Here is a 26895-nt window from a genome sequence, read left to right on the forward strand (position 1 = left end):
GTCACGCGGCCGCTTCGGCCAGCTCACCGCTGTTCGAGGGCCTTGGCGTAGGCGACGTCGTGCTCGCGCGTGGGCGTCTCGATCACCAGCGGCACGCCTTGCAGCAGCGGCGTCGCCACGACCGCGCCGAGGCCCTCGCGGCCGAGCACGCCGTCGCCGAGCTTCTCGTGCCGGTCGCGGCGCGAATCGCGCGCGTCCTTGCTGTCGTTGAAGTGCACCAGGCCGATCCGGCCGGGGCCGATCGCGGCCGTGAGGGCGCGCAGCGACGCGTCGAGCCGCTCGGGGTCGGCCAGCGCCTCGCCCGCGGCGTGCAGGTGGCAGGTGTCCAGGCACAGGCCGACGCCGTCGACGCCCACCGCGTCGAGGTACTCGCCCGTGCTCTGGAACGTGGAGGCCATCGCGTTCTTCGCGCCCGCGGTCGGCTCCACGAGGAGCCGCATCGGCGGCAGGCCGTCGAGGACGCGGCGGTACACCGGCCCGAGGCGCTTGAGCGCGCCCGCGCGGTCGCCGTCGATCGAGGAGCCGGCGTGCACGACCACGGCCTCCGCGCCGAGCAGGTGGGAGGCCGTCATCGCCGCCCGCAGGTTCTCCACCGAGCGGTCCACGGTCTCCGGGACCGGCGACGCCAGGTTGATCAGGTACGCGGCGTGGACGAACACCGGCCAGCCGCGCTCGCCGCACGCCTCCCGGAACGCCAGGGCCGCGTCCTCGTCGACGCGCGGCGGCGCCCAGCCGCGCGGGGAGCCGGCGAAGATCTGGATCGTCTCGGCCCCGATCGCGTCGCCCTCGGCCACGCCCTTCTTCACCAGTCCGCCCGCGACGGGCACGTGCGCCCCGATCGGGTGACGGGGCTTCTTCCGGCGAGACGCCATCGACCGCTCCTCCAGCTCGGATCGGACCCACTCTAGCCGAGGCCGCGGGACGCGGGAGCCGAAGCGCGCGGGCGTCAGGCGCCGGTGCGCAGCACGGGGTTCGGCGACTCCAGGAGGTCGCGCAGGACCACGGCCGCGCCGCCGAGCGCCGCGGCCTGGGAGACGTCCCCGGCGAGCTCGACCTCGACGGTGTGCACGTGCCGCATGAACACCGAGCGGTTGAGCCACTCGTGGAGGACGTCCCGGTACGCCTGGCCCGACTCCGAGAACGCGTGCCCGGCGAGCACGACCCGGCCCACGTCGAACATGTTCACCAGCGTGACCACGGCGACCGCGAGCCGCTGCGCGGAGTCGGCGATGAGCGCGGCGGCCGCGGCGTCGCCTTCGCGGGCGGCGCGGCCGATCAGGTTGAAGTCGGTGAGCGTGTCCGCGCCCAGGCCGAGCCGCGCGGCGAGCGCCGGGTCCTCCAGGGCCCGTTCGACGACCGGGCGCGGCCCCGCGATCGGGTCGAGGCAGCCGCGGTTCCCGCACGCGCAGTCCTCCCCGAACGCGTCGACCGAGATGTGGCCCAGTTCGACGCCGTTCGAGGTCACGCCCCGGTACGGGTGCCCGTCGAGGATGACGCCGCCGCCGATGCCGCCGGACATGAACACCACGGCGAAGCTCGACCCCGAGCCGCCGAGGGTCTGCACGCCCAGGCCCGCCGCCGTCGCGTCGTTCTCCAGCGCCACCGGCAGCCCGGTCGCCTCGGCCAGGGTCGCGGCCAGCGGGTACCCGGTCCACTCCGGGGTCGGGTGCGGCGTGATGACGACGCCCGCCTCGCGGTCCTGCGGCCCGTACGTGGCCAGCCCGATCCCGAGGACCTTCTCGCGCGGCACGGCCGCGTCCTTGAGCATCACCCGCACGTGCCCGGCGAGGTCGGCCACGACCTCGGCCAGCGGCCGCCTGCCAGACCCGGGCATGTCGTGGCGGACCACGACCCGCCCGGCCAGGTCGACCACGACCGCCACGGCCGAGAACTGGTCGAGCTGGACGCCGACCATGTAGCAGGCGTCGGCCTTGATGCCGATGAGCCGCCGCGGGGTCCCGCGGTTCGCCGGGACGGTGCCGACCTCGTGGACGAGCCCGAGCCCGGTGAGCTTGCGGACCGCGTGCGTCATGGTCGCCGGCGTCATGCCCGTGGCGTCGGCCAACTCGACGCGGCTGACGGCGCCGCGCTCGCGGATGATGTCGAGCACGACCGCCAGCGTGGGCAGGCGCGTGTCGGCGCCGAACGAGCGCAATGCGGACTCCTTACTCGGGGCGAACGGGCCGGTATCACCTTACTGGAGTCGCCCGTCCGGTCATCGGGCGAAAGCGGCGGGGCCGCCCGGCGCCCGGGCGGCCCCGGCCGCGTCAGACCGCGGTCGCGTGCAGCATGAGCGCCTGCACCGGCCACAGCGTCGGCAGCTGGAGGCCGATCCCGGTGAGGACCCGGCCGGGCAGGACCGTCTCGCCGCCGTCGAGCCACTGCGGGTGCACCCACCCGCGCTGGGCCGCGCCGATCTCCTCGCGCACCCGCACCCGGTAGCGCCGTTCGGGATCGAGGCCGTCGAGGCGGAGCCGCTCGGTGAGCGCGTCCTCCAGCGAGGCGGTCGTGCACACGGTGTACACGGCCTCGGACCGGTCGGGCGCGACCACGCCGCGCACGCGCAGCGCCGGGTCCACGGTCTCGGGGTGGACGACCGCGCCGGTGTGGAGCAGGCCTCGCAGCTCCTTGTAGAGCGCGGCGAACGCGGTGATCCGGGCGGTCTCCTCCTCGTCGCAGGCGAGCAGGTCCCACTCGAAGCCCGCCGAGCCCTGGAGCGAGGTCGCGATCCGGTAGGACAGCGGCGTGGCCCGCCCGGAGGAGTGGGCGGGGGAGGGGCCGACGTGCGCCCCGATGAGCTCGGGCGGGAGGACGAGCTCGGTCCAGCGCTGGATCTCCTGGCGCTCGACCGGGTCGTTGGAGTCCGAGGCCCAGACGCGGTCGGTGTACTGGAGGATGCCGAGGTCGGTGCGGGCGCCGCCCGAGGAGCACGACTCGATCTCCAGGCCGGGGTGGTCGGCCTTGAGCCGCGCGATGAGCCGGTAGGCCGCCAGGGTCTGCTCGTGCGTGCCGGGCCGGCCCTCGTGGACGGCCTCGACCAGGTCGCGGTTGTGGTCCCACTTGACGAAGTCGATCCCCAAGGCCCCCACCAGGGCCGACATCCGCGACCGCAGGTGCTCCCACGCGCCGGGGTGGGCGAGGTCGAGCACGTACTGGGTGCGAAACGACAGGCCCTCCGGCGCGGGCACCGACGCGGGGTTGGCGAGGAGCCAGTCCGGGTGGGCCCGGGCGAGGTCCGAGTCGAGGTTGACCATCTCGGGCTCGAACCAAAGCCCGAACTGCATGCCGAGGCCGTGCACGAGGTCGGCGAGCGGCCCGAGCCCGTCGGGCCACACGGCCGGGTCGACCTCCCAGTCCCCGAGCCCGGCGGTGTCGTCGCGGCGCAGGTGGAACCAGCCGTCGTCGAGGACGAACCGCTCGACGCCGACCGCGGCGGCCTTGCGGGCGAGGGCTTCGAGCCGGGCCGGGTCGTGGTCGAAGTAGACGGCCTCCCAGGTGTTGAGCACGAGCGGGCGCGGCGTGCCCGGATGCTGCGGCCGCGCGCGCATCCAGGTGTGGAAGCGGTCGGCGACGCCGTCGAGGCCGGTGTCGGACCACGAGAAGTACGCGGTCGGCGTCCGGTACGCCTCGCCCGGCGCGAGCCGGATCTCGCCGGGGCGCACCAGTTCGCCGGCGCCGAGGAGGGACACGTGCTCGGTGAGGCGGTCGGTGCGGTGGCGCACGTCGGCGCTCCAGCCCAGGTGCACGGCCCACACGCCGCCGTCGCGGTCGCGCGGCGCCCCCTCGGAAGCCAGTGTGACCCAAGGCGAGTCGTGGCCGCCGCGACCGCGGCGGGTCTCGCGGACGGTCGTGCCGCGCGGCATCGGCGCCGTCAACGGCGCCTTCTCCCGCGCCCAGCGCCCGGTGAACTGGGTGAGGTGGTCCGCGCTCTTGGGCACCGGCAGGGCCGCCTCCAGCCACGCCACCTCCAGGACGCCCTCGCCCACGTGCTCGATCTCGTGGTCGAGGAGCACGAGTCCGCCCGCGCCGATCTCCAGGCTCGTGCGCAGCACCAGCCCGCTGTCGGCGTCGGTCGCCGCCAGACGCAGCCCGTGCCCGTCCTCGTGCTCGACGGCGCTCGTCCAGCGCGGGAACACCGGCCGCCCGTCGCGGGTCGCGAGCAGGCCGGGCCGCCCGGCCCAGCCGTCGGACTCCTGCGGGACGAGCGGCACCCGCCAGGCCGCGTCGAGCGTGCCGGGCGCGGTCTGGCGGGCCGTGGCCCGGTCGAGGGCCGCGAGGTCGGCGTCCGTGAGATCGCCGAGGTCGGCGCCCCAGTGCAGCACCGCGGGCAGGCCCGCCTCGGGGTGCGCGAGGACGATCGACACGCCGTCGCGGCGCAGCACGGTCCAGGTTCGAGTGTTCACAGAGCTCCTTCGATGAGAGGCCGGGACGTCCGCGGGGCGCCGCCGCGCGGCGGCGCCCCGATGTGCATGGTGCGCAAGACGTGCAGCGCGCCGCCGAGCGCCGCGGCCGACGCGGCGTCCGAGGACACGAGCACCTTGGGGCGGCTGAGCGCGCGGCCGAGCGCCAGCCGTTCGAGCTCGGCGGCGACGTGGTCGCGGTACAGCGTCCCGGCGACCGTGAACGCCGGACCCGCGAGGACGACGGTGTCGAGGTCGAACAGGTTGACCAGCGTAACCGCGGCCTGGCCGATCCAGCGCGCCGACCGTTCGAGCATCGCGGCGGCCTCGCGGTCGCCGTCGCGCCAGGCCCGCGCGATCCGGTCGAAGTCCGCCAGCGCCCCGTCCCGCGCCCCGCTCAACGCGAAGCGCTCGGCGAGGCCGGGGTCGGCGAGCGCCCGCGCGACCACCGCCTGCGGGGCGGCCTCGGCCTGGGCGCAGCCCGCGCCCCCGCACACGCACGGCGTGCTGCCGCCGGCCAGGGCCACGTGCCCGATCTCGACGGCGTTCGAGGCCCGGCCGCGGTAGACCTCGCCGTCGACGATCACCCCGCCGCCGATCCCGGCGGACATGTAGACGAGCCCGAACGTGTCGGTGCGCGGCTCGCCGGCCCACAGCTCGCCGACGGCCGCGGCGGTCGCGTCGTTCTCCAGCAGCACCGGCAGCCCCAGCCGCGCGGCGAGCGCCCCGGTGAGCGGGTACTCGAGCCAGTCGGGGCCCGGCTGCGCGGTGAGCAGCACGCCCCGCTCCAGGTCCTGCGGCCCGTGCGTCACCAGCCCCGCGCCCAGGACCCGCGCGCGCGGGACTCCGGCGCGGTCGAGCAGCGCGTCCACGTGCCCGGCCAGCGCCCTGACCGTCTCCTCTGGACCGTCGCCGCCGGTGCCGGGCAGGCTCGCGGCCGCGACGCGGCCCCCGGCGAAGTCGAGGACCTCGATCGTGGTGGTGGTGCGGTCGACCTGGACGCCGATCGCGTGCCAGGCGTCGGGGACGAGTTGCAGGAGTCGCCGCGGCTGGCCGCGGCCGGGCTGCGGGTCGCGGCCGATCTCGCGCACCAGCCCGTCGGCGATGAGCGGGCGCACGGTGTTGGTGATGGTCGCGGCGGTCAGGCCGGTCCGCTCGGCGAGCTCGACGCGGCTGATCGTGCCCTCGGTGCGCAGGAGGTCGAGGACGCGTCGGGCCGCGCTGGCGCGGGCTCCGCCCCGGTGGCGCATGCGGCGGCCTCCTCGGAAGTTCATCGGATCTTATTCTTGACACCTTAAATTTAACAGGTTAATAATTGGCCGGACGCCCGAGCGGGCGTCATCCCCTCCAGTTCCGCGGGCGACGGCGCCCCGGACCCGAAAGGACGACGATGTCACCCAAGAACGGACTGCGGCGCCGCGCCGCGGCCGCCCTCGCAGGCGCGGCCGTGCTCGGCCTGGCGCTCACCGGCTGCTCAGGGGGCTCCGGCGGCTCCTCCGCCAGCGACACCCTCGTGGTCTACACCGGTCAGGCCGGCGACTACCAGCTCAACTTCAACCCCTTCTCGCCCACCAAGATCGGCGGCATGGGGACGATCTTCGAATCCCTCTTCTTCTTCAACAAGGCCCAGGTCCAGGACCCGGTGCCGCTGCTGGGCACCGAGCAGTCCTGGAACGAGGACGGCACGGTCCTCTCGGTGACGCTGCGCGAGGGCGTCACGTGGAGCGACGGCGAGGCGTTCACCGCCGACGACGTGGTCTTCACCTTCGACATGCTCAAGGCCACGCCCGCGATCAACGGCGGCGGCTACGACGGCACCGCCGCGGCCGTCGACGACACGCACGTGACCCTCACCTTCGCGACCCCGATGTACACCAAGGCCCCCGACCTGCTGAGCACCCCGATCGTGCCCGAGCACCTGTGGGCCGACATCGACCCGACCGCCGACGTCGTCGAGGAGCCCGTGGGCACCGGCGCGTTCACGTTGGAGGAGTTCAAGCCGCAGGCGTACACCCTCGCCGCGAACCCCGACTACTGGGGCGGCGAGCCGAAGATCAAGCAGATCCGCTACCTGTCGCTCTCCGGCAACCAGGCCGGCGCCGACGCGATCGCGGCCGGCACCGTCGACTGGCAGACCGGGCCCATCCCGGACATCCAGAACACGCACGAGAACTTCCCGAACTACCACGCGTACACGCAGTGGCAGAACCAGATGGTCCTCGGCACCTGCTCCAACCCCGACCTCGGCTGCACCGGACCGCAGACCGACCCGGCCGTGCGCAAGGCCCTCTACTACGCGATCGACCGCGACCAGCTGAACTCGCTCGCGTTCATGGACACCGCCAACGAGGTCTCCCCGGTCTTCACCCTGACCCCGAGCCAGGACCAGTTCGTCTCCGCGTCCATCGAGGAGCCCGTGGCCCCCCAGACCGCGCAGACCGACACCGCCGTGCAGACCCTGGAGGCCGCCGGCTGGACCCCGGGCGCCGACGGGATCTACGAGAAGGACGGCGAGCGCCTCTCGCTCACCGTCGAGGTCGTGACCGGCTGGACCGACTACATCACCGCCGTCGACACCATCGCCTCCCAGGCGAAGGAGGCCGGCATCGAGATCACCGCCGCCCAGTCCTCCTGGAACGAGTGGACCGACAAGCGCCTCAAGGGCGAGTTCCAGCTCGCGATCGACTCGCTGTGGCAGGGACCGACCGCCGACCCCTACTACCTGTACAACTACTTCTTCGTCTCCACCGCCACCACGCAGGTCGGCGAGTCCGCCGGCAACAACTACGCCCGCTTCAGCGACCCCGACGTGGACGCGGCCCTCGCCTCGCTCTCCTCGCTGCCGCTCGACGACCCGGCCGCCCGCCAGCCCCACTTCGACACCATCCAGGCCGCGATCTGGGAGGACATGCCGTACGTGCCGATCATGACCGGCGGCACCACCAGCGTGTGGAACACCGCCGAGTTCACCGGCTGGCCCTCGGACGAGGACCTCTACGCGTTCCCGGCGGTCTGGTCCGCCTGGGACTGCGCCGAGATCTTCAAGCGCCTCGAGCCCCAGGGCTAGCGGCCGCCCCCGAGGAGGAGTCGAGACACCGTGAACTACTTCCTGCGCAAACTGAGCTTCTACGCCGTGGCCCTGTGGGCGGCGCTGACGCTGAACTTCGCCATCCCGCGAATGCTCCCGGGCAACCCCGTCGACATCCTGCTGGCCAAGCTCCAGCAGCGCGGCGAGACGGTCACCCCGGAGACCCGCAAGGCGTACGCGCTCCTCCTCGGGGGCGACTCGTCCGATCCCCTGTGGATCCAGTACTGGGACTACCTGAAGAACCTCGCCAGGGGCGACCTCGGCGTCTCGGTCAGCTACTACCCGGCCCAGGTCTCCGACGTGATCCTCACGTCGCTGCCGTGGACGGTGGTGCTGGTCGGGATCGCCACGATCCTCGCGGCGGTCCTCGGCGTCCTGCTCGGGGCGATCGTGGGGTGGCGGCCCGGCACGTGGCTGGACTCGCTCGTCCCCTCCACCACGCTCCTGGCGGCCGTCCCCTACTTCTGGCTCGCCCTCATCCTCGCCTACCTGCTCGCCCGCGTCCTGGGCTGGTTCCCGCTCCAGGGCGGCTACGACGTCGTGCTCACCCCCGGCTGGAACGGCGAGTTCATCGCCTCGGCCATCCAGTACGGGTTCCTGCCGGCGCTCACCATCGTGCTCGCCTCCGTCGGCGGCTGGCTCCTGGGCATGCGCAACATGATGGTCTCGACCCTCTCGGAGGACTACATCCTCACCGCCGAGGCCAAGGGCCTGTCGCCGCGGAAGATCCTGCGGTCCTACGCCTCCCGCAACGCCGTGCTCCCCTCGGTCGCCGGCTTCGCGATCTCCCTCGGCTTCGTCGTCTCCGGCTCGGTCATCACCGAGCAGGTCTTCTCCTACCCCGGGATCGGCGGGCGCCTCCTGGGCGCGGTCACCAACAACGACTACGCCCTCATGCAAGGCGTGTTCCTGTTCATCACCCTCGCCGTACTGGGCGCGAACCTCCTGGTCGACCTCCTCTACGGCCTGATCGACCCCCGCACCCGGGCGCGGGCGTAAGGAGCGGCGACCATGACGAACCTCAAGCCCGCCGACCCGGCGCCCGCCGCCGAGGCGACCGTGACCGCGGCCCCCGCCGCCGGGCCCGCCCGCTCCGGCTGGCGCTCCCTCCTGCCGACCATGACCCCCTGGCTCGCCATCGGCCTCGTGCTCGTCGCCGGCATCACCCTGTTCGGCCTCCTCGGCCCGCTGCTCGTCGGCGACCCGCGGCAGATCCGCGACCAGGGACTGACCCCGCCCTCGGCCGAGTTCTGGCTCGGCACCACCCAGACCGGCCAGGACGTGCTCGCGCAGCTCGCCTACGCCACCCGCGGCTCCCTCCAGATCGGCCTGCTCGTCGGCGTCCTCGCCACCGCGCTCTCGGCCTTCTTCGGGATCTACGGCGCCTACCGCGGCAAGTTCCTCGACGACGCGTTCTCCCTGTTCACCAACGTCTTCCTGGTCATCCCGGGCCTCCCGCTGGTCATCGTCATCTCCGGGTTCGTGCCCCGCGAGAGCCGCGGACTGTGGACCATCGCCGTCGTCCTCGCCGTCACCGGCTGGGCCGCCTCCGCCCGCGTCCTCCACGCCCAGACCCTCTCGGTGCGCCAGCGCGACTACGTGGCCGCCTCCCAGGTCTCCGGCGAACGGCCCTGGCGCGTCATCGTCGTCGAGATCCTCCCGAACCTGCTGCCGGTCATCGCCTCCCAGTTCGTGTTCGCCGTCATCGCCGCCATCCTCGGCGAGGCCGGCCTCTCCTACATCGGCCTCGGCGCCTCCAACTCCGCCACCCTCGGCACCATGCTCTTCTACGCGCAGAACGGGTTCGCGCTCTCCCTCGGCGCCTGGTGGTGGTTCGTGCCCCCGGGCCTCATGATCGCCCTGTTCGGCATGGGCCTGTCCCTCGTCAACTTCTCCATCGACGAGGTCATCAACCCCAAGCTCAAGAACCTGCGCCAGCACCGCAAGCGCGCCCGCCGCGCCCTCCGCCTCGAGCGCGAGCTCGCCCGCCGCAGCACCCAGGAGACCGACCGATGACGACCGCCCCCACCGCCCCGGTGCTCACCGTCGAAGACCTCACCGTCGTGTACGAAGTGGACGAACCGGTGACCGCCGTGCGCGGCGCCGCCCTCACCCTCCACCGCGGCGAGATCCTCGGCCTCGCCGGCGAGTCCGGCTGCGGCAAGACCACCCTCGCCTACGCCGTCAACCGCCTCCACCGCCCGCCCGCGCGCATCGCCTCGGGCCGCATCACCTTCCACGACCGCTCCGGCGAGGACGTCGACCTCCTCGCCCTCGACGACCGCGAACTCCGCGCCTTCCGCTGGGACAAGCTCTCCATGGTCTTCCAGGGCGCCATGAACGCCCTCAACCCGGTCGGCACCGTCCGCGCCCAGCTCGCCGACACCCTCCGCGCCCACCGCCCCCGCATGGGCCGCAAGGAGATCCGCGAACGCTCCGAGGACGTCCTGCGCCGCGTCGGCGTCGACCCCCGCCGCCTCGGCTCCTACCCCCACGAGCTCTCCGGCGGCATGCGCCAGCGCGTCATGATCGCCATGGCCATGCTCCTCGAACCCCAGATCATGATCATGGACGAGCCCACCACCGCCCTCGACGTCGTCGTCCAGCGCGACATCCTCCGCGAGATCGTGCGCCTGCGCGACGAACTCGACTTCGCCGTCGTCTTCATCACCCACGACCTCCCGCTCCTGCTCGAGATCGCCGACCGCATCGCCGTCATGCTGGAAGGCGAGATCGTCGAACTCGACACCGCCGACAACCTCTACCGCAACGCCGAGCACCCGTACACGAAACGGCTCCTCGGCTCCTTCCCGAGCCTCTCCGGCGAGCGCGGCGCCTTCATCCGCACCGGCGTCGACCAGACCGCCGCCCACCCGACCGAGGAGCGAGCATGACCAGCGTGCACGTCACCGACCTGGTGAAGGACTACACGATCCGGGGCGGCCTCAAGCGCACCCGCCTGCGCGCGGTCGACCACGTCAGCCTCGACCTCACCCCCGGGCGCACCGTCGCCCTCGTCGGCGAGTCCGGCTCCGGCAAGTCCACCATCGCGAAGATCCTCACCCGCATGGAGACCCCCACCTCCGGCGCCGTCGAGGTCGTCCGCGACGACGGCACCGCCGTCGAGCGCGCCGCCTACCGCCGCGAAGTCCAGATGGTCTTCCAGGACCCCTTCGCCTCCCTCAACCCCTTCCACTCCATCGAGCACCACCTCGCCCGCCCCCTGCGCATCCACGGCCGCACCGCCCCCGGCGACGAGACCCGGCGGCGCGTCCACGAGATGCTCGAACGCGTCAACCTCACCCCCGCCGCCGCCATCGCGCCCCGCCGCCCCCACGAGCTCTCCGGCGGCCAGCGCCAGCGCGTCGCCATCGCCCGCGCCCTCGCCCCCGGCGCCAAGGTCCTCATCGCCGACGAACCCGTGTCCATGCTGGACGTCTCGATCCGCCTCGGCGTCCTCAACCTCCTCGGCCGCCTCCAGCGCGAGGACGACCTCGCCGTCCTCTACATCACCCACGACCTCGCCACCGCCCGCCACTTCTCCGACGAGATCACCGTCCTCTACCGCGGCCGCGTCGTCGAGCGCGGCCCCGCCGACGCCGTCATCCTCGACCCGCACCACGAGTACACGAAACTCCTCGCCGCCGCCGCGCCCGACCCCGAACGCCCCGGCAAGGTCACCGCCGACGCCGCCGTCGACCGCGACGGCATCGACAGCAGCGCCTGCTACGACCACTACGCCCGCGAATGGCGCGAAGCCGGCGTCCCCGCCGCGCAGGCGAACCCGGTCACCCGCACCTGACCCCCGACCGCCCATCCACGACCGCAAAGGACCCAGATGACCCGCCTTCCCGCCACGTTCCGCCCGCTCCACGACGGCTGGACCCTCACCGCCGCCGCGCTCCCCGCCGACGCGCCCGTCGACGCCGCGGCGCTGGCCGCCGGCGTCCCGGCGACCGTGCCCGGCGAGGCCCACCTGGACCTGCGCCGCGCCGGCCTCGTCGCCGACCCCTTCGACGGCGACAACGAGGCCGCGCAGCAGTGGATCGGGGACACGTCCTGGCGGTTCGCGACCACGTTCACCTGGACGGACGACGGCTCGGACCGCCACGACCTGGTCGCGCTCGGCCTCGACACCGTCGCCACCGTGGAGCTCAACGGGACCGAGGTGGGCCGCACCGAGAACATGTTCCGGTCCTACCGCTGGGACGTGCGCGAGCACCTGCGCGAAGGCGAGAACACCCTCGCGGTCGTGTTCGCCGCACCCGTCCCCGAGGCCGCGGCGCGCGCCGAGCGCGACGGCGCCCTGCCGCGCACCAACCACCACGACTACAACCAGCTGCGCAAGATGGCCTGCTCCTTCGGCTGGGACTGGGGCATCGACGTCGCCGGTGCCGGGATCTGGAAGCCGATCGGCCTCGACTCCTGGTCCGGCGCGCGCATCGCCGCCGTCCGGCCCCTGGTCGACGTCGTGGAGAACGCCGACGGCGGACACGACGGCGTCCTCACCGCGCACCTCGACATCGAGCGCGCCGGCGCGGACGGCGACGTGGAGGTCCTCCTCGTCGTCACCGGCCCCGACGGCCGCCCCCTGGAGACCGCCGCGACCGTCCCCGCCGGCGCCGACTCGGCCACCGTCGTCACCGACGTCCCGCACGTGCGCCGCTGGTGGCCCGTCGGCCACGGCGACCAGCCCCTCTACGACGTGGCCGTCGAGATGGGCGAGGCGCACTGGCGGGGCCGCGTCGGGTTCCGCACCGTCGCCCTCGACACCGCCCCCGACGCCGCCGGCGCCCCGTTCGACCTGCGCGTCAACGGCGAGCGCGTCCTCGTGCGCGGCGCCAACTGGATCCCCGACCACGCCTTCCTCACCGAGATCGACCGCGACCGGTACGCCCGGCGCGTGGCCGACGCCCTGGAGGCCAACGTCAACCTCCTCCGCGTGTGGGGCGGCGGCGTCTACGAGTCCGACGACCTCTACGACCTCGCCGACGAGCACGGCCTGCTCATGTGGCAGGACTTCCTGTTCGCCTGCGCCGCCTACAGCGAGGACGAGCCGCTGCGCTCCGAGATCGAGGCCGAGGTCCGCGAGAACGTCACCCGCCTGAGCCCGCACCCGTCCCTGGTCCTGTGGAACGGCAACAACGAGAACACGTGGGGCTCGGTCGACTGGTCCTGGGCCCACCGCCTCGGCGGCCGCGGCTGGGGCGACGCCTACTACACCGGCCTCCTCCCCGCCGTCCTGTCCGAACTGGACCCGACCCGGCCGTACTCGCCCGCGAGCCCGTACTCCTTCGGCGACTACCGCCACCCCAACGACGAGCGCTACGGCTCCATGCACATCTGGGACGTGTGGAACCGCGCCGACTACACCGTCTACGCCGACTACCTGCCGCGCTTCGTGTCCGAGTTCGGGTTCCAGGCCCCGCCCGCCTGGTCCACGCTCACCGGCGTCGTCCACGACGAGCCCCTGGACCCCTTCGGCCACCAGATGCTGGTGCACCAGAAGGCGAACCAGGGCAACGCCAAGCTCCAGCGCGGCTGGCGGGGCCACCTGCCCGACCCCCGGTCCATCGAGGACTGGCACTGGACCACGCAGCTGAACCAGGCGCACGCGATCCGCTTCGGCGTCGAGCACTTCCGCTCGCTCACGCCCCACAACACCGGCACGATCCTGTGGCAGCTCAACGACAACTGGCCCGTCGTCTCCTGGGCCGCGGTCGACTTCGCCGAGCACCGCAAGCCGCTGTGGCACGCCCTGCGCGACATGTACGCCCCGCGCCTGGCGACGCTCCAGCCCCGCCCGTCCGAGCAGGCGCTCGCGAACGCCTGGGAGGGCCTGCGACCCGAGTTCGACGCGCTCGCGCTCGTCCTGGTCAACGACACCGGCGAGGACTACGAGGGCGCGTTCACGCTGGTGCGCGAGTCCTTCGACGGGACCGTGCTCGCCAAGGCCGCCGTCGAGGCGGCGGTGCCCGCGCGCGGCGCGGCCACCGTGTTCGTCCCCGCCGACGTCGCCGCGTTCGGCGACCCGGCCGCGGAGGCGATCGTGGCCATCGCCGACGACGGCGCCTTCGCGCCGGCCTTCCGGTACGGCGCCGAGGTCGTCGACCAGCGGCTCGACCCGAACCCGCTCCGAGTCGAGGCCGCCGCGGCCGACGGCGCGGTCGAGCTGCGGCTCACCGCGACCTCCCTCGCCCGCGACGTGCACTGCCACGCCGACACCGTCGATCCGCGCGCCCGGGCCGACCGGGGCATGATCACCTTGCGCGCCGGACAGACGGCCGTGATCCGCGTCGAGACTCCGGCCGGGGCCGCGCCGGACGCGTTCGCCGCCGCGCTGCGCTGCGCGAACGACCTGCTCTAGCCTTGGCCTCCAACGAAAGCGAGGTGCGCATGATCATCGACAGCGCCGAAGTGATCGTCACGAGCCCGGACCGGAACTTCGTGACCCTGAAGCTGACCACCGACGACGGGCTCACGGGCCTGGGGGACGCCACGCTGAACGGCCGCGAACTCGCCGTCGTCGCCTACCTCAAGGACCACGTCGTGCCCCTGCTCCTGGGCCGGGACGCGCACCGGATCGAGGACACCTGGCAGTTCCTCTACCGCTCCGCCTACTGGCGCCGCGGCCCGGTCACCATGGCCGCCATCGCCGCCGTCGACACGGCCCTGTGGGACCTCAAGGGCAAGGCCGCGGGGATGCCGGTCTACCAGCTCCTCGGCGGCGCCTCCCGCACCGGCCTCCTCGCCTACGGCCACGCCTCCGGCCGGGACCTCCCCGAACTGTTCGACTCCATCCGCGCCCACCAGGCCCAGGGCTACAAGGCGATCCGCGTCCAGACCGGCGTCCCGGGCCTGAAGTCGATCTACGGCATCGCCTCCAACGCCACCTACGAGGCCATGGACGGCGTCCGCTACGACCACGAGCCGGCGCAGCGCGGCAGCCTGCCGGCCGAGGAGGACTGGGACACCCGCTCCTACCTGCGCCACGTCCCGACCGTGTTCGAAGCCGTCCGCGGCGAGTTCGGGCCCGAGCTGCCGCTCCTGCACGACGCCCACCACCGCCTCACCCCCGTCCAGGCCGCCCAGCTCGGCAAGGCGCTCGAACCGTACGACCTGTTCTGGCTCGAGGACGTCACCCCCGCCGAGAACCAGGAGGCCCTGCGCCTGGTCCGCCGCCACACCACGACCCCGCTGGCGATCGGGGAGATCTTCAACACCGTGTGGGACTACCAGCAGATCATCCGCGAACAGCTCATCGACTACGTCCGCAGCGCCGTCACCCACACCGGCGGCATCTCCCACCTGAAGAAGGTCCTCGACTACGCCGCCCAGTACCAGATCAAGTCCGGCATGCACGGCCCCACCGACATCTCGCCGGTCGGCATGGCCGCCGCCCTCCACTTGGGACTGTCCGTCCACAACTTCGGCATCCAGGAGTACATGCGGCACGGCGCCAGGACCGACCAGGTCTTCCAGCAGTCCTTCACCTGGCAGGACGGCCTCCTCCACCCCGGGGACCGGCCCGGCCTCGGCGTCGAGCTCGACCTCGACGAGGCCGGGAAGTACCCGTACGTCCAGGCGTACCTGCCCTTCAACCGCCTGGCCGACGGCACCGTCCACGACTGGTAGCCCGCCGCGGGGCCGGGGGACCGCTCCCGGCCCCCGCAGCGCCTTTGCCATTGAGGCCCTTCCCGAAGTGCTCTTCTCAAGGCGCCCGGTCTCTCAAGCCCCCGTGCTCACACGGCGGCGTCGATCTCGTCCACGACGAGCGGACGCCGCCGCCACACCGCGCGCTGGATCGCGAGCGTGACGATGCCGGCCAGGATCATGCCCGCCAGGTTCACCGCGAGCTGCACGAACGACGCGCCCACTTCGCTCCAGTGCTCCAAGGGGATCGCGACCGCGAGGTTGCCGACCGCGGGCACCGTCGTCACCGAGATGAAGACGCCGACCAGCGCCGCGGACTTCCGCGCCGTCATCGACAGGATCCCGGCCACCCCGGCCAGCACCGCGACCACGAACGACCAGCGGTCGGGGTGGATGATGAAGCTCGTCAGCGGCCGGTCGTCGAGCATCGACGGCTCGATCCAGCCGATGAGCCGGCTCGCGTACGCGCACAACAGGGTCACCGCGATCGCCGCCGCGAACCCGGCGACGAGGGTGCGCACCGCGGTCGCCGCCAGGCGCGCGTCGCGCTGGAGCACCCCGAAGCACAGCGCGGCGACCGGCCCGAAGTCCGGGCCCAGGACCATCGCGCCCACGATGAGGATCGGCTGGTCCAGCAGCGCCCCGATGGCCGCGATCTGCACCGCGAGGATGAGGAACATCAGGTACGACCACGTCAGGCGCGTCTCCGAGGCGGTGCGGGCGGCGAGCTCCTCCCACACGACCGCGTCTTCGGAGTGCCCCGGCGCGGCCTCGACCGCCTCTTCGGCGGCGTCGGAGATCCACAGGTCGACCTCCTCGACCGCGATGCTGCCGCGCTCCTTCAACCCCAGGTCGCGCAACTGCTCCAGGACGGCGTTGGCGCCCTCGCGGGCGACGTCGAAGTGGACGCAGTCGCCCTCGGGCGAGCGCGCGACGCCCGGCAGCTTCACCACGTTGGCGACCGCTTCGTCCTCGACGGCGATCCGCACCACCTCGTCGCTGAGCGCGGCGGGGGCGATGACTCGAACATGCAGCACGACGGCATTGTGCACCACGCCCGCCGCGTCCCGACCCGAGCGGCGTCCGCCGCGACCGCGCCGGCCGGTCCGGCGCAGCCAGCGCGTCCGCCGGGCCGAGGCCCTCGGCGGACGCGCCCCCGCCACCCCGCCGGGAGCCCCCGACGCCGCGGATCTTGACGGAATCCATACGCGTCAGTCCGCCGTGCGGGACTTCCGCAGTGCCGTCCACGTGAACTGGAGGCCCGCGGCCACGGCCGCCGCCGCGACCACCGCCGGCACGAAGGTTTCGACGCCGAGGTAGCCGACCGGGGCCGCGTCGGGGTCCTCGGTGTGGAACAGCCACGGGCCGCCGGCCGCGATCAGGGCGAGCAGCAGTGCCAGGAACCCGTACGCGACCCGCCGCGCCGGCCGCCGCCAGGCCGCGACGCCCACGAGGACGGCCGCGGCGGCGAACACCAGCGCCAGCCACCCGGCCGGCGAGGCCGGGTCGGTCGCGGTCCCGATGGAGATGGTCAGGACCCACAGCGAGGTCGCCAGGAGCACGAGCGCGGCCGCCTCGGCCAGGAGCGAGCCCGGCCCGCGCCACACCGCCGCCATGAGCAGTGCCGCGGGCATCGCCATGAGCGCGTAGAAGATCGGGTCGACCACGTAGTCGGGCCACGCCCACCACGAGCCCTCCCAGCCGTAGCCGAACCAGTCGTAGAAGGACAGGACCCAGCAGACCGGCACCAGCGCCCAGCCCGCCAGCCGGAGCCCGCGGCCCGCGGCGCAGAGCGCGGTCGCGACGGCCGCCAGCAGGGCGGCGAAGTGCATGACGAGGCTGAGCACCGGCTCCATCGACACCAGGTAGCCGACGGCGATCCCGGCGGCGACGAGGACGACCGCGAGCGGTCCGGTGACCCAGGCGATGCGGCCCGCGGCCGCCGACGTGTGCGTGGAAGTAGTCATGGAGGCAGTATCCGCACCGCCACCCACCGCTCATTCCGGCATTTCGGGCGCCGATTGTCGGTTCCCCACAACGGAACCGGGTCCGATGCCCGGTTCCGCCCGCGGTTTTTCTCGGTTTCCGCCAATCGGTTCAGACGCCTGCGACCCAGTGGTGCTCGTCGACCTCCGTCAGCGGCGGGGGAGGGACGTCCCGGTCGCCGTCCGGTTCGAGCGCCTCGGGCTCGGCGTCGCTGTCGGACCACTTGCGGTGCAGTTGCGGCACCGACGCGAGGAGGTTGCGCGAGTACGGGTGCCGCGGGTCGGTGAAGACCTTGCCGGTCGCGCCCGCCTCCACGACCGCGCCGTGGCGCATGATGACGACGCGCTCGGAGATGTAGTTCGCCAGCGAGAGGTCGTGGGTGATGAACAGGACGCCGAGGCCGCGTTCCTTGAGCTCGCCCAGCAGGTTGAGGACGTCGATTCGGGTGGAGGCGTCGAGCATGCTGATGATCTCGTCGGCGACCAGGACCTGGATGTCGAGCAGCAGGGCGCGGGCGATGAGCATCCGCTGGAGCTGGCCGCCGCTGAGCTGGTGCGGGTATTTGCCGAGGACGGACCCCGGGTCGAGCCGCACGCCCTGGAGCACGTCGTCGACGCGGGCGCTCCACTCGGCGCGCTTGACCGCGGGGAAGTACGACTCGCGGACGGCCTCGAAGATCCTGTCCGCCTTGAAGATCGGGTTGTAGCTGCTGAACGGGTCCTGGAAGACGCCCTGGACGCGCCGGTAGTACGCCTTGCGGGCGGCGTGGCCGCGGGCGGTGACGTCCGCGCCGTCGAGGAGGATCGAGCCGCGGGTGACGGAGGTGAGCTGGAGGACCATCTTGCCGATCGTGGTCTTGCCGCTGCCGGACTCGCCGACGACGGAGAGGACCTCGCCGGGGGCGATGTCGATGCTGACGTCGCGGACGGCGGTCAGGCGCTTGGAGCCGAGGGTGCCGACCCGGTAGGACTTCCACACGTTCCTGAGTTCGAGCATCAGTCGGCCGCCTTCCAGCACGAGACCTCGTGGCCCGCTTCGACGGCCACGATCGGGGGCTCGGCGGCGCACTCGTCGGCCGCGAGCGGGCACCGCGCGCGAAACCGGCAGCCGGTCGGCGGGTGCAGCAGGTGCGGGGGCTTGCCGGGGATGCTCTGGAGCCGCTCGTCGCCGTACTCGAGCCCGACCTCGGGCAGTGCGCCGATGAGCGCGCGCGTGTAGGGGTGCCTGGGCGCCTTGATGATCGTCTCGGCCGGGGCCTTCTCGACGATCTGCCCGGCGTACATGACCATGATGGTGTCGGCGATCTGGTACACCAGCGACAGGTCGTGGGTGACCACGATCATCGACTTGACGAATCCCATGTCGCGGAAGCGGACCAGGGTCTCGGCGACGGCCTTCTGGTTGGTGACGTCGAGCGCGGAGGTGACCTCGTCGGCGATGAGCAGGCTCGGGTCGAGGAGGGTCGACAGGACCATGACGACGCGCTGCTTCATGCCGCCCGACAGCTCGATCGGGTAGTTGTCGAGCACACGTGCTTCCAGCCCGACGAGTTCGAGGCGGCGCACGAGCTCGTCCCGGTGGTCCCGGTAGGACTTCCCGCGCGAGCGCAGCAGTTCGGCGATCATCCTCCCGATCCTGCGGGTCGGGTTGAGCGCGCTCATCGAGTACTGCGGGATGATGGACACGGCGCTCCAGCGGCGGGGGTTCATCGCCTTGTCGTCGCCGATCGGCAGCTCCTCGCCGTCGAGGACGGCGGTGCCGGCGACGTGGCGCATCCGGCCGTCGAGCCGGATGAGGCTCTTGCCGAGGGTGGTCTTCCCGCAGCCGGACTCGCCCGCGAGGCCGACGATCTCGCCGTCGGCGAGGGAGAACGAGACCCCGTCCAGGGCCCGCACGTCGCCCTTGAGGGTCCGGTAGTGGACCTTCAGGCCCTCCACTTCGAGCGTCACGGCTACATCTCCCTCAGCTTGGGGTTGAAGACCTCGTCGAGGCCGACGTTGGTGATGTACAGGGCCCCGACGATCAGGGTGATCGCCAGGCCGGGCGGCACGAACCACCACCACATGCCGAGGTGGAGGGAGCTCCACGCCATCGACTGCTGCATCATGGTGCCGAGCGAGACGGCGTTGGCCGGCCCGAGGCCGATGAAGTCGAGCATCGCGGCGAACAGGATCGCGCCGCCGAAGAGCAGGATCATCGACATGAGCAGGTACGAGGCCATGTTCGGCATGATCTCGTGGACGATGATCCGCCAGGAGCGCTTCCCGGTCAGGCGCGCCAGGTCCACGTAGTCGCGGTTGGCGAGTGTGAACGTCTGCGCGCGAACGGCTCTCGCCACCCACGGCCACGAGAACACCCCGATGATGACGGCCTGCGCGACCACCCCGCGCACTTCGAGGTAGGAGCTGATGACGATGAGGACCGCGAGCGCCGGGAGGACGAGGACCACGTTGGTGACCATGTTGAGGACCTCGTCGACGAGGCCGCCGCGGTACCCGGCGGTGAAGCCGACGGCGAGGCCGATGACGAACGCGATGCCGCCGCCGAGGGTGCCGACCAGGTAGGAGGAGCGGAGGCCGTGCACGAACTGCGTGAACACGTCCTGGCCGAAGTAGGTGGTGCCGAACCAGTGCGCGCCCGAGGGCGCCTCCGACTTGGGGCCGACGTACTCGTTGGGGGAGTCGGAGAGGAAGAATGGCCCGATGAGCCCGAGCAGGAGCAGCGCGAGCACCACGGCGAGGCCGCCGGCGACCTTGGGGTTGCGCAGCGCGAAGTACAGGTGCTCGCCCCGGCGTCCGACCGGTTCGGTCTGGAGGACGACTTCGGCGCTCATGACTGGCCTCCTTCGAGTCCGAGGCGGGTGCGGGGGTCGACCAGGACGTACACGATGTCGGCCAGGAAGTTGAACACCAGGACGCCGATCACGATGAACAGCAGGATGCCTTGCAGCAGGAAGAAGTCCTGGCTGTTGACGGCTTCGAGCAGGAGGCTGCCCAGTCCCGGGTAGGCGAACACGACCTCGGTGACCAGGGCGCCGCCGACGACCACGCCCAGTTGCAGGGCGAGGCCGGTGATCTGGGGCAGGACCGCATTGCGGAAGGCGTACCGCCGGACCAGCCGGTTCGGGGCGCCGAGCGCCTGGAGGTAGTTCGAGTAGTCCGACTCCAGCTCGTAGATGACGAGGTTGCGCATGCCGATCGCCCAGCCGCCCAGGGCGACGACGAACAGCGACAGGAACGGCAGCACCCAGTGGTGCAGCAGGTCCACGATGAACGTCCAGGTGAAGGCCGGGGTGAGCGCGAAGCTGTAGCCGCCGGCGACGGGGAACCAGCCGAGGATGATGCCGCCGACCCAGGCGAGCAGGATCGCGAGCCACATGTACGGCACCGCGGTGAGCACGTACCCGATCGGCAGGGCCCCGTTGTCGAGGAGCTTGTTGCGGGCGGCCATGGCGCCCAGGGCGTTCCCGGCGAACCAGCTGAGGAGGATCGAGGGCAGCAGCAGCGCCAGCGTGTACGGGAGCGCGTCCGCGACCACCGAGGCCACGGGGGAGGGGAACGCGAAGACGCTGACGCCGAGGTCGCCGCGGAACAGGGCCGCCCAGTAGTTCAGGTACTGCTGCCACAGCGGCACGTCGAGCCCGAAGAGCTGGTTGAAGTACGCGCGCATGGCCTCGGACGACTCGATGTTGGCCACCGAGTTGCGGGTGAGCATCCGCGCGACCGGGTCGCCGGGCATGAGGCGCGGCACGGCGAAGTTGATCGAGACGGCGATGACGAACGTCAGGCCGTAGATGAGCAGTTTGCGCCGGAAGTAGCGGCCCAAGGGGACTCCTAGCGGAAGGGGGGCCGGGCGCGGGCCCGGCCCCGCGGCCTACTCGGCGAGCTTGAGCTCGGTCAGCATGTAGATCGAGCCCATGTTCCAGAGGGTGTTCCACATGGACGGGAACACCTTCGGGCCGTCGCCGGACTCAGAGGGCCAGTTCGTCCAGACGCTGTTGTTCACCTGGGACCAGGCGCCGTTGTACCAGATCGGGACGGCCGGCATGTCGACCAGCGCGTGCCGCTGGAGCGCGGAGAGGATCTCCTGGTAGCGCGGGTCCTCGGCGGCGGTGGCGGCGAGCTCCTGGGTGAGCGCCCACGCCTCCTCGTTCGTCCAGCGCGAGAAGTTCGCGGTGGTCTGGGTGTCGAGGACGGGCAGCTGGAACAGGTACCGGTAGTGGGTCCAGGGGGTGTGGCTGGTGCCGCTCCAGTTGTTGAGCATGAGCTGGAAGTCGCCGTTGGTGCGGGCGTCGTCGACGGCGCCCGCGTCGAGGAACTCCTCGGTGACGTTGATGCCCGCGGCCCGCAGGTCGGCGGCCATGCTGCGGGCGGCCTCCTCCCAGTCGGTCCAGCCGGTGGGGACGTTGAGCGTGAGGGCGATCGGGTCGCCGCCGGGGGTCTCGACGAAGCCGTCGCCGTCGCCGTCCTCGTAGCCGGCGGCGGCGAGGATCGAGGCGGCCCGGGCCGGGTCGTACGAGAAGCCGACCTCGTCGATGACGGCCTGGTCGTAGTACTTCTCCCAGATCGGCAGCAGCCCGGTGGGGCTGGCCGCGGCCACGAGTCCGGAGTAGACCGAGTCGACGATCTTGGGGCCGTCGATGGCGAAGGCCATGGCGCGGCGGAACTCCGGGTCGTTCAGCGGCTCGATCGCGGTGTTGGGGATGAGCATCGCGGTGTTGGCCGAGAGCATGTACGGCGGCTCGTCGTAGTAGGTGCTCAGGTCGGGGTTGGCCGCGACGAGGTCCTGGATGCCGGGCAGGAAGTTGTTGGAGATGTCGAGTTCGCCCTGGGCCATGAGGTTGAGGGTGACGTCGTTGGAGGTGTTGACGATGTCGACGATGAACCGGGGCGCGACCTCGAGGCCGAGCGCCTCGGTGGCCCACCAGTCGTCGCGCCGCACCCAGGCGAGGCGGTCCTGGTCGTAGCTGTGGACGGTGTACGGCCCGGAGACCACGGGGTTCTCGTTCGCGCCGGTGAGCAGCTCCTCCTCGGTCAGCTGGGAGAACACGTGCTCGGGCACGATCTGCTCGGCCCACAGGAAGTTGTTCCACTCCTGGTGGCGCGCTTCGGTGAAGGTGAACGCGACGGTGAGGTCGTCGACGACGTCGACCGAGGCCAGCCAGGTCCAGATGTTGGCGTAGGGCACCGCCTCGATCTTGCCGAGCTCGGCGGTGTACTTGACGTCGTCGGCGGTGAGCTGCTCGCCGTCGGACCAGGTGATGCCGGGCCGGAGCTTGAGGGTGTAGACGAGGTCCTCGGTCCACTCGCCGGACTCGGCGAGCCAGGGGGTGAGCTCGGTGGTGTTGGGGTCGAACAGGAACAGGGTCTCGTAGCCGAGGCCGTTGAGGCCGGTGGCCTCGCCGGGGGTGATGGTGTTCCAGTCGGCCGGCGGGCCCCAGGCGCTGCCGGTGGAGTACAGGGTCTCGTTGCGGGGGAACTGGTCCATCGAGAGGTCGGAGGGGTCGTCGGTCCCGCTGCTGTCGTCGGTGCAGGCCGTGGCCGCGAAGGCGGTGCCCGCGGCGAGGGTGAAGATCGTTCGTCGTCGGATCATCTGCTGCTCCGCTTTCGGATCGAGGAGTGTCGAGACCCGCCTCGGACGCCGCCGAGGGGCGCGACCGAACGTGCTCCAGAACACTTAACCGGGTCAGTGATGACACTGAATCACGGGTGTCCTGGCGGGTCAAGAGAGCGGAGCGAAATCTTCGAATCCTGGCGCGAAAATCAAGTGATTTTCTCATATGTCGAGATGTCTGGATGTCATTCCGGCACTTGCCTCACGATAAGCGAAAGTAATCCCGTAGGCCACGAGGTGTCAACTTCACTCCAAGGAAACCTTAGATATTGACGAATCTGGATCTTTGGTGTACTGTGGCTCTGGCTTATGCGGTTAAGTCTGCGCCTCTTGAGTCTCTCGGCCAACCACGAGCTGTCACTGAACTCGTCCTCGACCTGCTGTGTCCGTACCGGCCAGCCCGTCCTCGTGCCGCCGTCCGATGCTGCGGCGGTGGACGAGTGGCACGGTGAGGACGCCCGTGGGCACTCTCGCGGTGCATGCGGTCGCGTCCTGGGCGGCACGCGAGCCGTACTCGCTCGATCCTGGCTGCCGGTCCATTGCGGACGATGTCGGGCGGTGCCGTCGGATCGGGAGGAATGCCGCCTTTCGCAGGCCCGCTGCGCTGGGGTTACGCCCCGGGCCGATGGTGCCGCTGGACTACGGTGTGACCATGTACTCACCCCCTGCCCGAGGCCCGATCGAGCTCGGCGTCGACTTCGGCACGTCGCACACCGTCGCCATCCTCCGCCGCCCCGCCGACCGCGAGCGGCCCCTGCTCTTCGACGGCTCGCCGCTGCTGCCCTCAGCGGTCTTCGCCGCCGACACCGGACTCGTCACCGGACGCGACGCCCTCCGCGCCGGCGTGCGCGACCCCGGGCGGCTCGAACCGAACCCCAAGCGCCGCATCGACGAAGGCACCGTCCTCCTCGGCAGCCGCGAGTACCCCGTCATCGACCTGTTCGCCGCCGTCCTCGCCCGCGTCCGCGACGAGGCCGTGCGCGTGGCCGGCTCCCTCGACCGGGTCCGCCTCACCGTCCCCGCCACCTGGGGCCCGCAGCGCCGCGCCCGCCTCGCCGAGGCCGCGGCCGCCGCCGGGTTGCCCGAGCCGCTCCTCGCGGCCGAACCGGTGGCCGCCGCGGCCTACTTCACCTCGATCCTCGGGAACCGGGTGGCGCCCGGCTCGGCCGTCGTCATCGCCGACTTCGGCGCCGGCACCTTCGACGTCAGCGTCGTGGCCGCCGCCCCCGACGGCTTCGAGGTCCTGGCCGTCGCGGGCCGCGACGACATCGGCGGCCTCGACCTCGACGCGGCCCTGGTCGACCACCTGGGACGCCAGCTCGCCGCCGACCCCGAGTGGATTCGCCTGGCGCGCCCCGAGACCGAGGCCGACGCCCGCCAGCGCCTCGCCCTGTTCGACGAGGTCCGCGCCGCCAAGGAGCAGCTCTCCCGCCAGACCGCCGCCGACATCCTGGTGCCCCTGCTCGACCGCACCACCCACCTCACCCGCGGCGAACTCGAACAGGTCGTCGCGCCCCTGCTGGAGCAGGCCGTCGCCCTCACCGCCGCGGCGATCGTCCAGTCCGGACTCGGCCGCGACCGGATCGCCGGCCTGTTCCTCGTCGGCGGCGCCTCCCGCATGCCCCTGGTCGCGACCCTCCTCCACCGCGCCCTCGGCATCGACCCCACGGTCCTCGAACAGCCCGAACTCGTCGTGGCCGAAGGCAGCCTCGCCGTCGCCGGCCCCGCTCCGACTGAGGGACCCGCTCTGGCCACGGGGCCCGTTCCCGGTCCTGCTCCGGCCGCCTTCGCCGCCCCGAGCCCGGCCCCGACCCCCAGTCCGGCTCCGACCCCCAGCCCCACCCCGGGACGCCTCCCCGCCCCCGTTTCCGCCCCGACCCCCGCCCGGGACGCCGCCGGCGCCTCGCCGGAGCACCCGCTGCCGAAGATCGCCCTGCCCCAGACGCCGCCGCAGCAGCCGCAGCCCTTCATCGAACGCCGCGCGCCCCAGGAGCGGCGCCGACGCTCCCGGCGGCCCCTCGTCATCGCGATCGCCCTCATCGCGGCCGCCGGCCTCACCGCCGCGGCCCTCCAGTGGTGGCCCGAGCGCCCCGACGGCACCGGCGACGGCGGCGAGGGGACCACCGGCGCCTCGACCGGCGACCAGACCTCCGAGGCCCCGCCGGACCCGTTCGCGGCCATCGTGATCTCCGGCAGCGCGGACGGAAGCCTGACCGCCTGGGACCTCGACACCGGCGCCGCCGTCGACGACTACGACAGCGGCCAGGAGATCGTCTTCGAGACCGCGATCGCCGCCGACGGCGACGCCCTCCTGGCCGTCTCCGCCGGCGGCGACGGCACCGTCCGCGCGGTCGACATCTCCGGCGGCCCGGACTCCGTCGCCGCCGAGACCGTCAACATGCACGTCCACGACGAGGTCATCGGCGACCTCGACCTGGCCCACGGCGACGACGGGCACCTCCTCGCCGCCACCGCGAGCAACGACGGCACCGCGAAGGTCCTCGACCTCACCGACCAGACCGAGATCACCGCCTTCACCGGCCACGGCGACCAGGTCCGCGTCGTGCGCTTCGCCCGCCTCGGCGACCGCCTCGTGGCCGTCTCCGGCGGCAACGGCGACGCGATCCGCGTCTGGGACGCGCACACCGCCGAGCCCATCGGCGAGTTCACCGGTCACGGCGGCGCGGACGTGCGGATGCTCGCCGTCGGCGAGCTCGACGGCCGCCCCGTCGTCGCCTCGGGCGACATCGACGGCACCGTCCTCGTCTGGGGCCTCGACGACCGCGAGGCGATCGGCGAGATCGCGCACGACGGGGCCGTTCGGATCGCCGCGTTCATCGACTACGGCGACCGGACCGCGCTCATCGCCGGCGGCGACGGCTCCGCGATCCTCGTCTCCGACCCCGAGACCGGGGAGGAACTGGGCCGCATCGAAGGCCAGCGGACCGCACTGTCCTCGATGGCCCTCGACTTCCGCGACCCCGACCGGACCCTGGTCCTCGGCGGCGGCGCGCTCGGCGCGATCCAGGTGTGGGACCTCGCCACCGGCGACCTGCTCCGCACCCTCGAACCCGTCGGCGAGGCCACCTTCGTCGAGACGATCGCGATCCCCACCGCGGACTGACGCTCAGCCCAGCGCCACGGGCTCCTCGCGCCCGAGGTTCGCGTTCAGGACGACGGCCGGCACCCGCAGCCGGTCGTCGCCGTACCACTCGCGCGCCTCGGCCGCGGTCGCCGGATCGGCCGTCAGCGCCGCGAGCCGGTCGAGGAGCCCGACCAGCTCGGGGCCGATCTCGTCGCCGGGCTCGGGCATCGCGCCCCACACGTCCCACGGCAGCATCTCGACGTTCGACAGCGCCGCCACGTCGCGGATCAGGTTCGCGGCGATCCACCAGTCGCCGAACTCCCCGATCGCGTTGAGCCCGAACCGGTCCGGGTCATCCTCGCCCGCCCGGCAGCGCCGCCACGCGTCGCCCGCGACGACGAAGCCGTCCCGCGGCACGTCCGCCGTGTCCAGGTCGGCGCCGAACAGCTCGCGCTGGCGGGCGTCGATCTGGGCGTCCGCGAGCACCCACCGCACCTCCTCGGCGTGCCAGAACTCGGCGACCCAGTGGTCCTCACTGGACGGTCCGGGGAAGTACTCGCCGAAGCCGCACCGCGCCCGCGCCGGCACGCCGGCGGCGCGCAGCGCGGCCACCGTCAGCACCGTGAAGTGCCGGCAGGTCCCGCCGAGCCGCTCGTGCGGCGGGCGCGGCTCCGTCAGCGGCCGGCCGTCGGCCAGGAGCCGCCCGAGCAGGTCCTCGGCGCGGCGCACGTTCGCGGCCTCGCTGTGCTCGGGCCGGTGCTCGACCTCATACGCCCACGTCAGGTGCACGTGGATGAGCAGGCCCTGGACCGCTTCGAGCAGCGAAGGCACGTCGCGCGGCAGCGCGAGCAGCGCGTCCCGGTGCGCGCCGGGATCGGTGAAGGGGCCCGGCCGCGTGTAGTAGTCGAGGGCGTCGTCGGTTGTCAAGGCTCACTCCGTTCGGCGTCGGTCCCGCGACCGTACCGCCGAGGTGCGACACCGGCACGGCGCGGGTGTGACCCGCCCGGCCCGCCGTCCCTCGCGCGCGCCGGCCCCGACCCGCGGGCTTACCATCGGTGCGTTCCGAACGC

General features: G+C 72.4%; 20 protein-coding genes. 8 read left to right on the forward strand and 12 right to left on the reverse strand.

Annotation, left to right across the window (positions count from 1 at the left end):
* Positions 1 to 23: 23 nt before the first annotated feature.
* From EIW28_RS14430 to EIW28_RS14445, 4 genes are all read right to left on the reverse strand, one after another.
* On the reverse strand, positions 24 to 872 hold the full coding sequence (locus tag EIW28_RS14430; protein WP_125248424.1) for a deoxyribonuclease IV: 849 nt from the start codon (positions 870 to 872) through the stop codon (positions 24 to 26).
* Positions 873 to 946: 74 nt separating this feature from the next.
* The gene (locus EIW28_RS14435) at positions 947 to 2155 is read right to left on the reverse strand and encodes an ROK family transcriptional regulator (protein WP_125248425.1); all 1209 of its coding nucleotides are present in this window, start codon (positions 2153 to 2155) and stop codon (positions 947 to 949) included.
* A gap of 112 nt (positions 2156 to 2267) precedes the next feature.
* Positions 2268 to 4403: an alpha-galactosidase gene (locus EIW28_RS14440; protein WP_125248426.1), complete on the reverse strand. Its 2136-nt coding sequence runs from the start codon at positions 4401 to 4403 to the stop codon at positions 2268 to 2270.
* Positions 4400 to 5674 (reverse strand): ROK family transcriptional regulator, encoded by a 1275-nt coding sequence (locus EIW28_RS14445; protein WP_125248427.1) that lies wholly within the window; start codon positions 5672 to 5674, stop codon positions 4400 to 4402. Before EIW28_RS14445 ends, EIW28_RS14440 begins: the two co-directional genes overlap by 4 nt.
* 116 nt (positions 5675 to 5790) lie before the next feature.
* Between EIW28_RS14445 and EIW28_RS14450 the strand changes: the two genes are divergently transcribed.
* From EIW28_RS14450 to manD, 7 genes are read left to right on the forward strand one after another with little or no spacing between them, the layout of a single operon-like run.
* The gene (locus EIW28_RS14450) at positions 5791 to 7467 is read left to right on the forward strand and encodes an ABC transporter substrate-binding protein (protein WP_125248428.1); all 1677 of its coding nucleotides are present in this window, start codon (positions 5791 to 5793) and stop codon (positions 7465 to 7467) included.
* A 30-nt stretch (positions 7468 to 7497) separates the two neighbouring features.
* Positions 7498 to 8487 (forward strand): ABC transporter permease, encoded by a 990-nt coding sequence (locus EIW28_RS14455; protein ID WP_125248429.1) that lies wholly within the window; start codon positions 7498 to 7500, stop codon positions 8485 to 8487.
* Positions 8488 to 8499: 12 nt separating this feature from the next.
* Positions 8500 to 9504, forward strand: coding sequence for an ABC transporter permease (locus EIW28_RS14460; RefSeq protein WP_125248430.1), 1005 nt, complete (start codon positions 8500 to 8502; stop codon positions 9502 to 9504).
* Complete coding sequence (locus tag EIW28_RS14465; protein ID WP_125248431.1) at positions 9501 to 10382, forward strand: ABC transporter ATP-binding protein; 882 nt, start codon at positions 9501 to 9503, stop codon at positions 10380 to 10382. Before EIW28_RS14460 ends, EIW28_RS14465 begins: the two co-directional genes overlap by 4 nt.
* Positions 10379 to 11290, forward strand: coding sequence for an ABC transporter ATP-binding protein (locus tag EIW28_RS14470; RefSeq protein WP_125248432.1), 912 nt, complete (start codon positions 10379 to 10381; stop codon positions 11288 to 11290). The genes EIW28_RS14465 and EIW28_RS14470 overlap by 4 nt, the downstream gene beginning before the upstream one ends.
* A 36-nt stretch (positions 11291 to 11326) precedes the next feature.
* The gene (locus EIW28_RS14475) at positions 11327 to 13855 is read left to right on the forward strand and encodes a glycoside hydrolase family 2 protein (protein ID WP_125248433.1); all 2529 of its coding nucleotides are present in this window, start codon (positions 11327 to 11329) and stop codon (positions 13853 to 13855) included.
* Positions 13856 to 13884: 29 nt separating this feature from the next.
* A complete protein-coding gene (gene manD / locus EIW28_RS14480) occupies positions 13885 to 15123 on the forward strand; it encodes a D-mannonate dehydratase ManD (RefSeq protein ID WP_125249018.1) in 1239 nt (412 codons plus the stop codon).
* 107 nt (positions 15124 to 15230) lie between these two features.
* Here the strand turns inward: manD and EIW28_RS14485 are convergent, their stop codons facing one another.
* The 7 genes from EIW28_RS14485 to EIW28_RS14515 all read right to left on the reverse strand — a co-directional run bounded on the left by EIW28_RS14485 (position 15231) and on the right by EIW28_RS14515 (position 22719).
* A complete protein-coding gene (locus EIW28_RS14485; protein WP_125248434.1) occupies positions 15231 to 16178 on the reverse strand; it encodes a DUF389 domain-containing protein in 948 nt (315 codons plus the stop codon).
* 174 nt (positions 16179 to 16352) lie between these two features.
* Positions 16353 to 17108 carry a hypothetical protein gene (locus EIW28_RS14490; RefSeq protein ID WP_125248435.1) on the reverse strand — a complete coding sequence of 252 codons (756 nt, stop codon included), beginning with the start codon at positions 17106 to 17108 and terminating at the stop codon, positions 16353 to 16355.
* Positions 17109 to 17238: 130 nt separating this feature from the next.
* The gene (locus tag EIW28_RS14495) at positions 17239 to 18123 is read right to left on the reverse strand and encodes an ABC transporter ATP-binding protein (protein WP_125248436.1); all 885 of its coding nucleotides are present in this window, start codon (positions 18121 to 18123) and stop codon (positions 17239 to 17241) included.
* Entirely contained in the window at positions 18123 to 19076 is a 954-nt protein-coding gene (locus tag EIW28_RS14500) for an ABC transporter ATP-binding protein (RefSeq protein WP_125248437.1), read from the reverse strand. The genes EIW28_RS14495 and EIW28_RS14500 overlap by 1 nt, the downstream gene beginning before the upstream one ends.
* A 2-nt stretch (positions 19077 to 19078) precedes the next feature.
* Positions 19079 to 19960: an ABC transporter permease gene (locus tag EIW28_RS14505; protein ID WP_125248438.1), complete on the reverse strand. Its 882-nt coding sequence runs from the start codon at positions 19958 to 19960 to the stop codon at positions 19079 to 19081.
* Positions 19957 to 20952, reverse strand: coding sequence for an ABC transporter permease (locus EIW28_RS14510; protein ID WP_125248439.1), 996 nt, complete (start codon positions 20950 to 20952; stop codon positions 19957 to 19959). The genes EIW28_RS14505 and EIW28_RS14510 overlap by 4 nt, the downstream gene beginning before the upstream one ends.
* A 48-nt stretch (positions 20953 to 21000) precedes the next feature.
* On the reverse strand, positions 21001 to 22719 hold the full coding sequence (locus EIW28_RS14515; RefSeq protein WP_125248440.1) for an ABC transporter substrate-binding protein: 1719 nt from the start codon (positions 22717 to 22719) through the stop codon (positions 21001 to 21003).
* 673 nt (positions 22720 to 23392) lie between these two features.
* On the opposite strand from EIW28_RS14515, the gene EIW28_RS25415 reads away from it, so the two are divergent.
* Positions 23393 to 25864 (forward strand): Hsp70 family protein, encoded by a 2472-nt coding sequence (locus tag EIW28_RS25415; protein ID WP_158630408.1) that lies wholly within the window; start codon positions 23393 to 23395, stop codon positions 25862 to 25864.
* A gap of 3 nt (positions 25865 to 25867) precedes the next feature.
* Here EIW28_RS25415 and EIW28_RS14525 read toward each other — a convergent pair whose 3' ends face one another.
* Complete coding sequence (locus EIW28_RS14525) at positions 25868 to 26752, reverse strand: transglutaminase domain-containing protein (protein ID WP_125248442.1); 885 nt, start codon at positions 26750 to 26752, stop codon at positions 25868 to 25870.
* Positions 26753 to 26895: the final 143 nt, after the last annotated feature.

Source organism: Glycomyces terrestris, assembly GCF_003933745.1.
GTDB lineage: Bacteria > Actinomycetota > Actinomycetes > Mycobacteriales > Micromonosporaceae > Glycomyces > Glycomyces terrestris.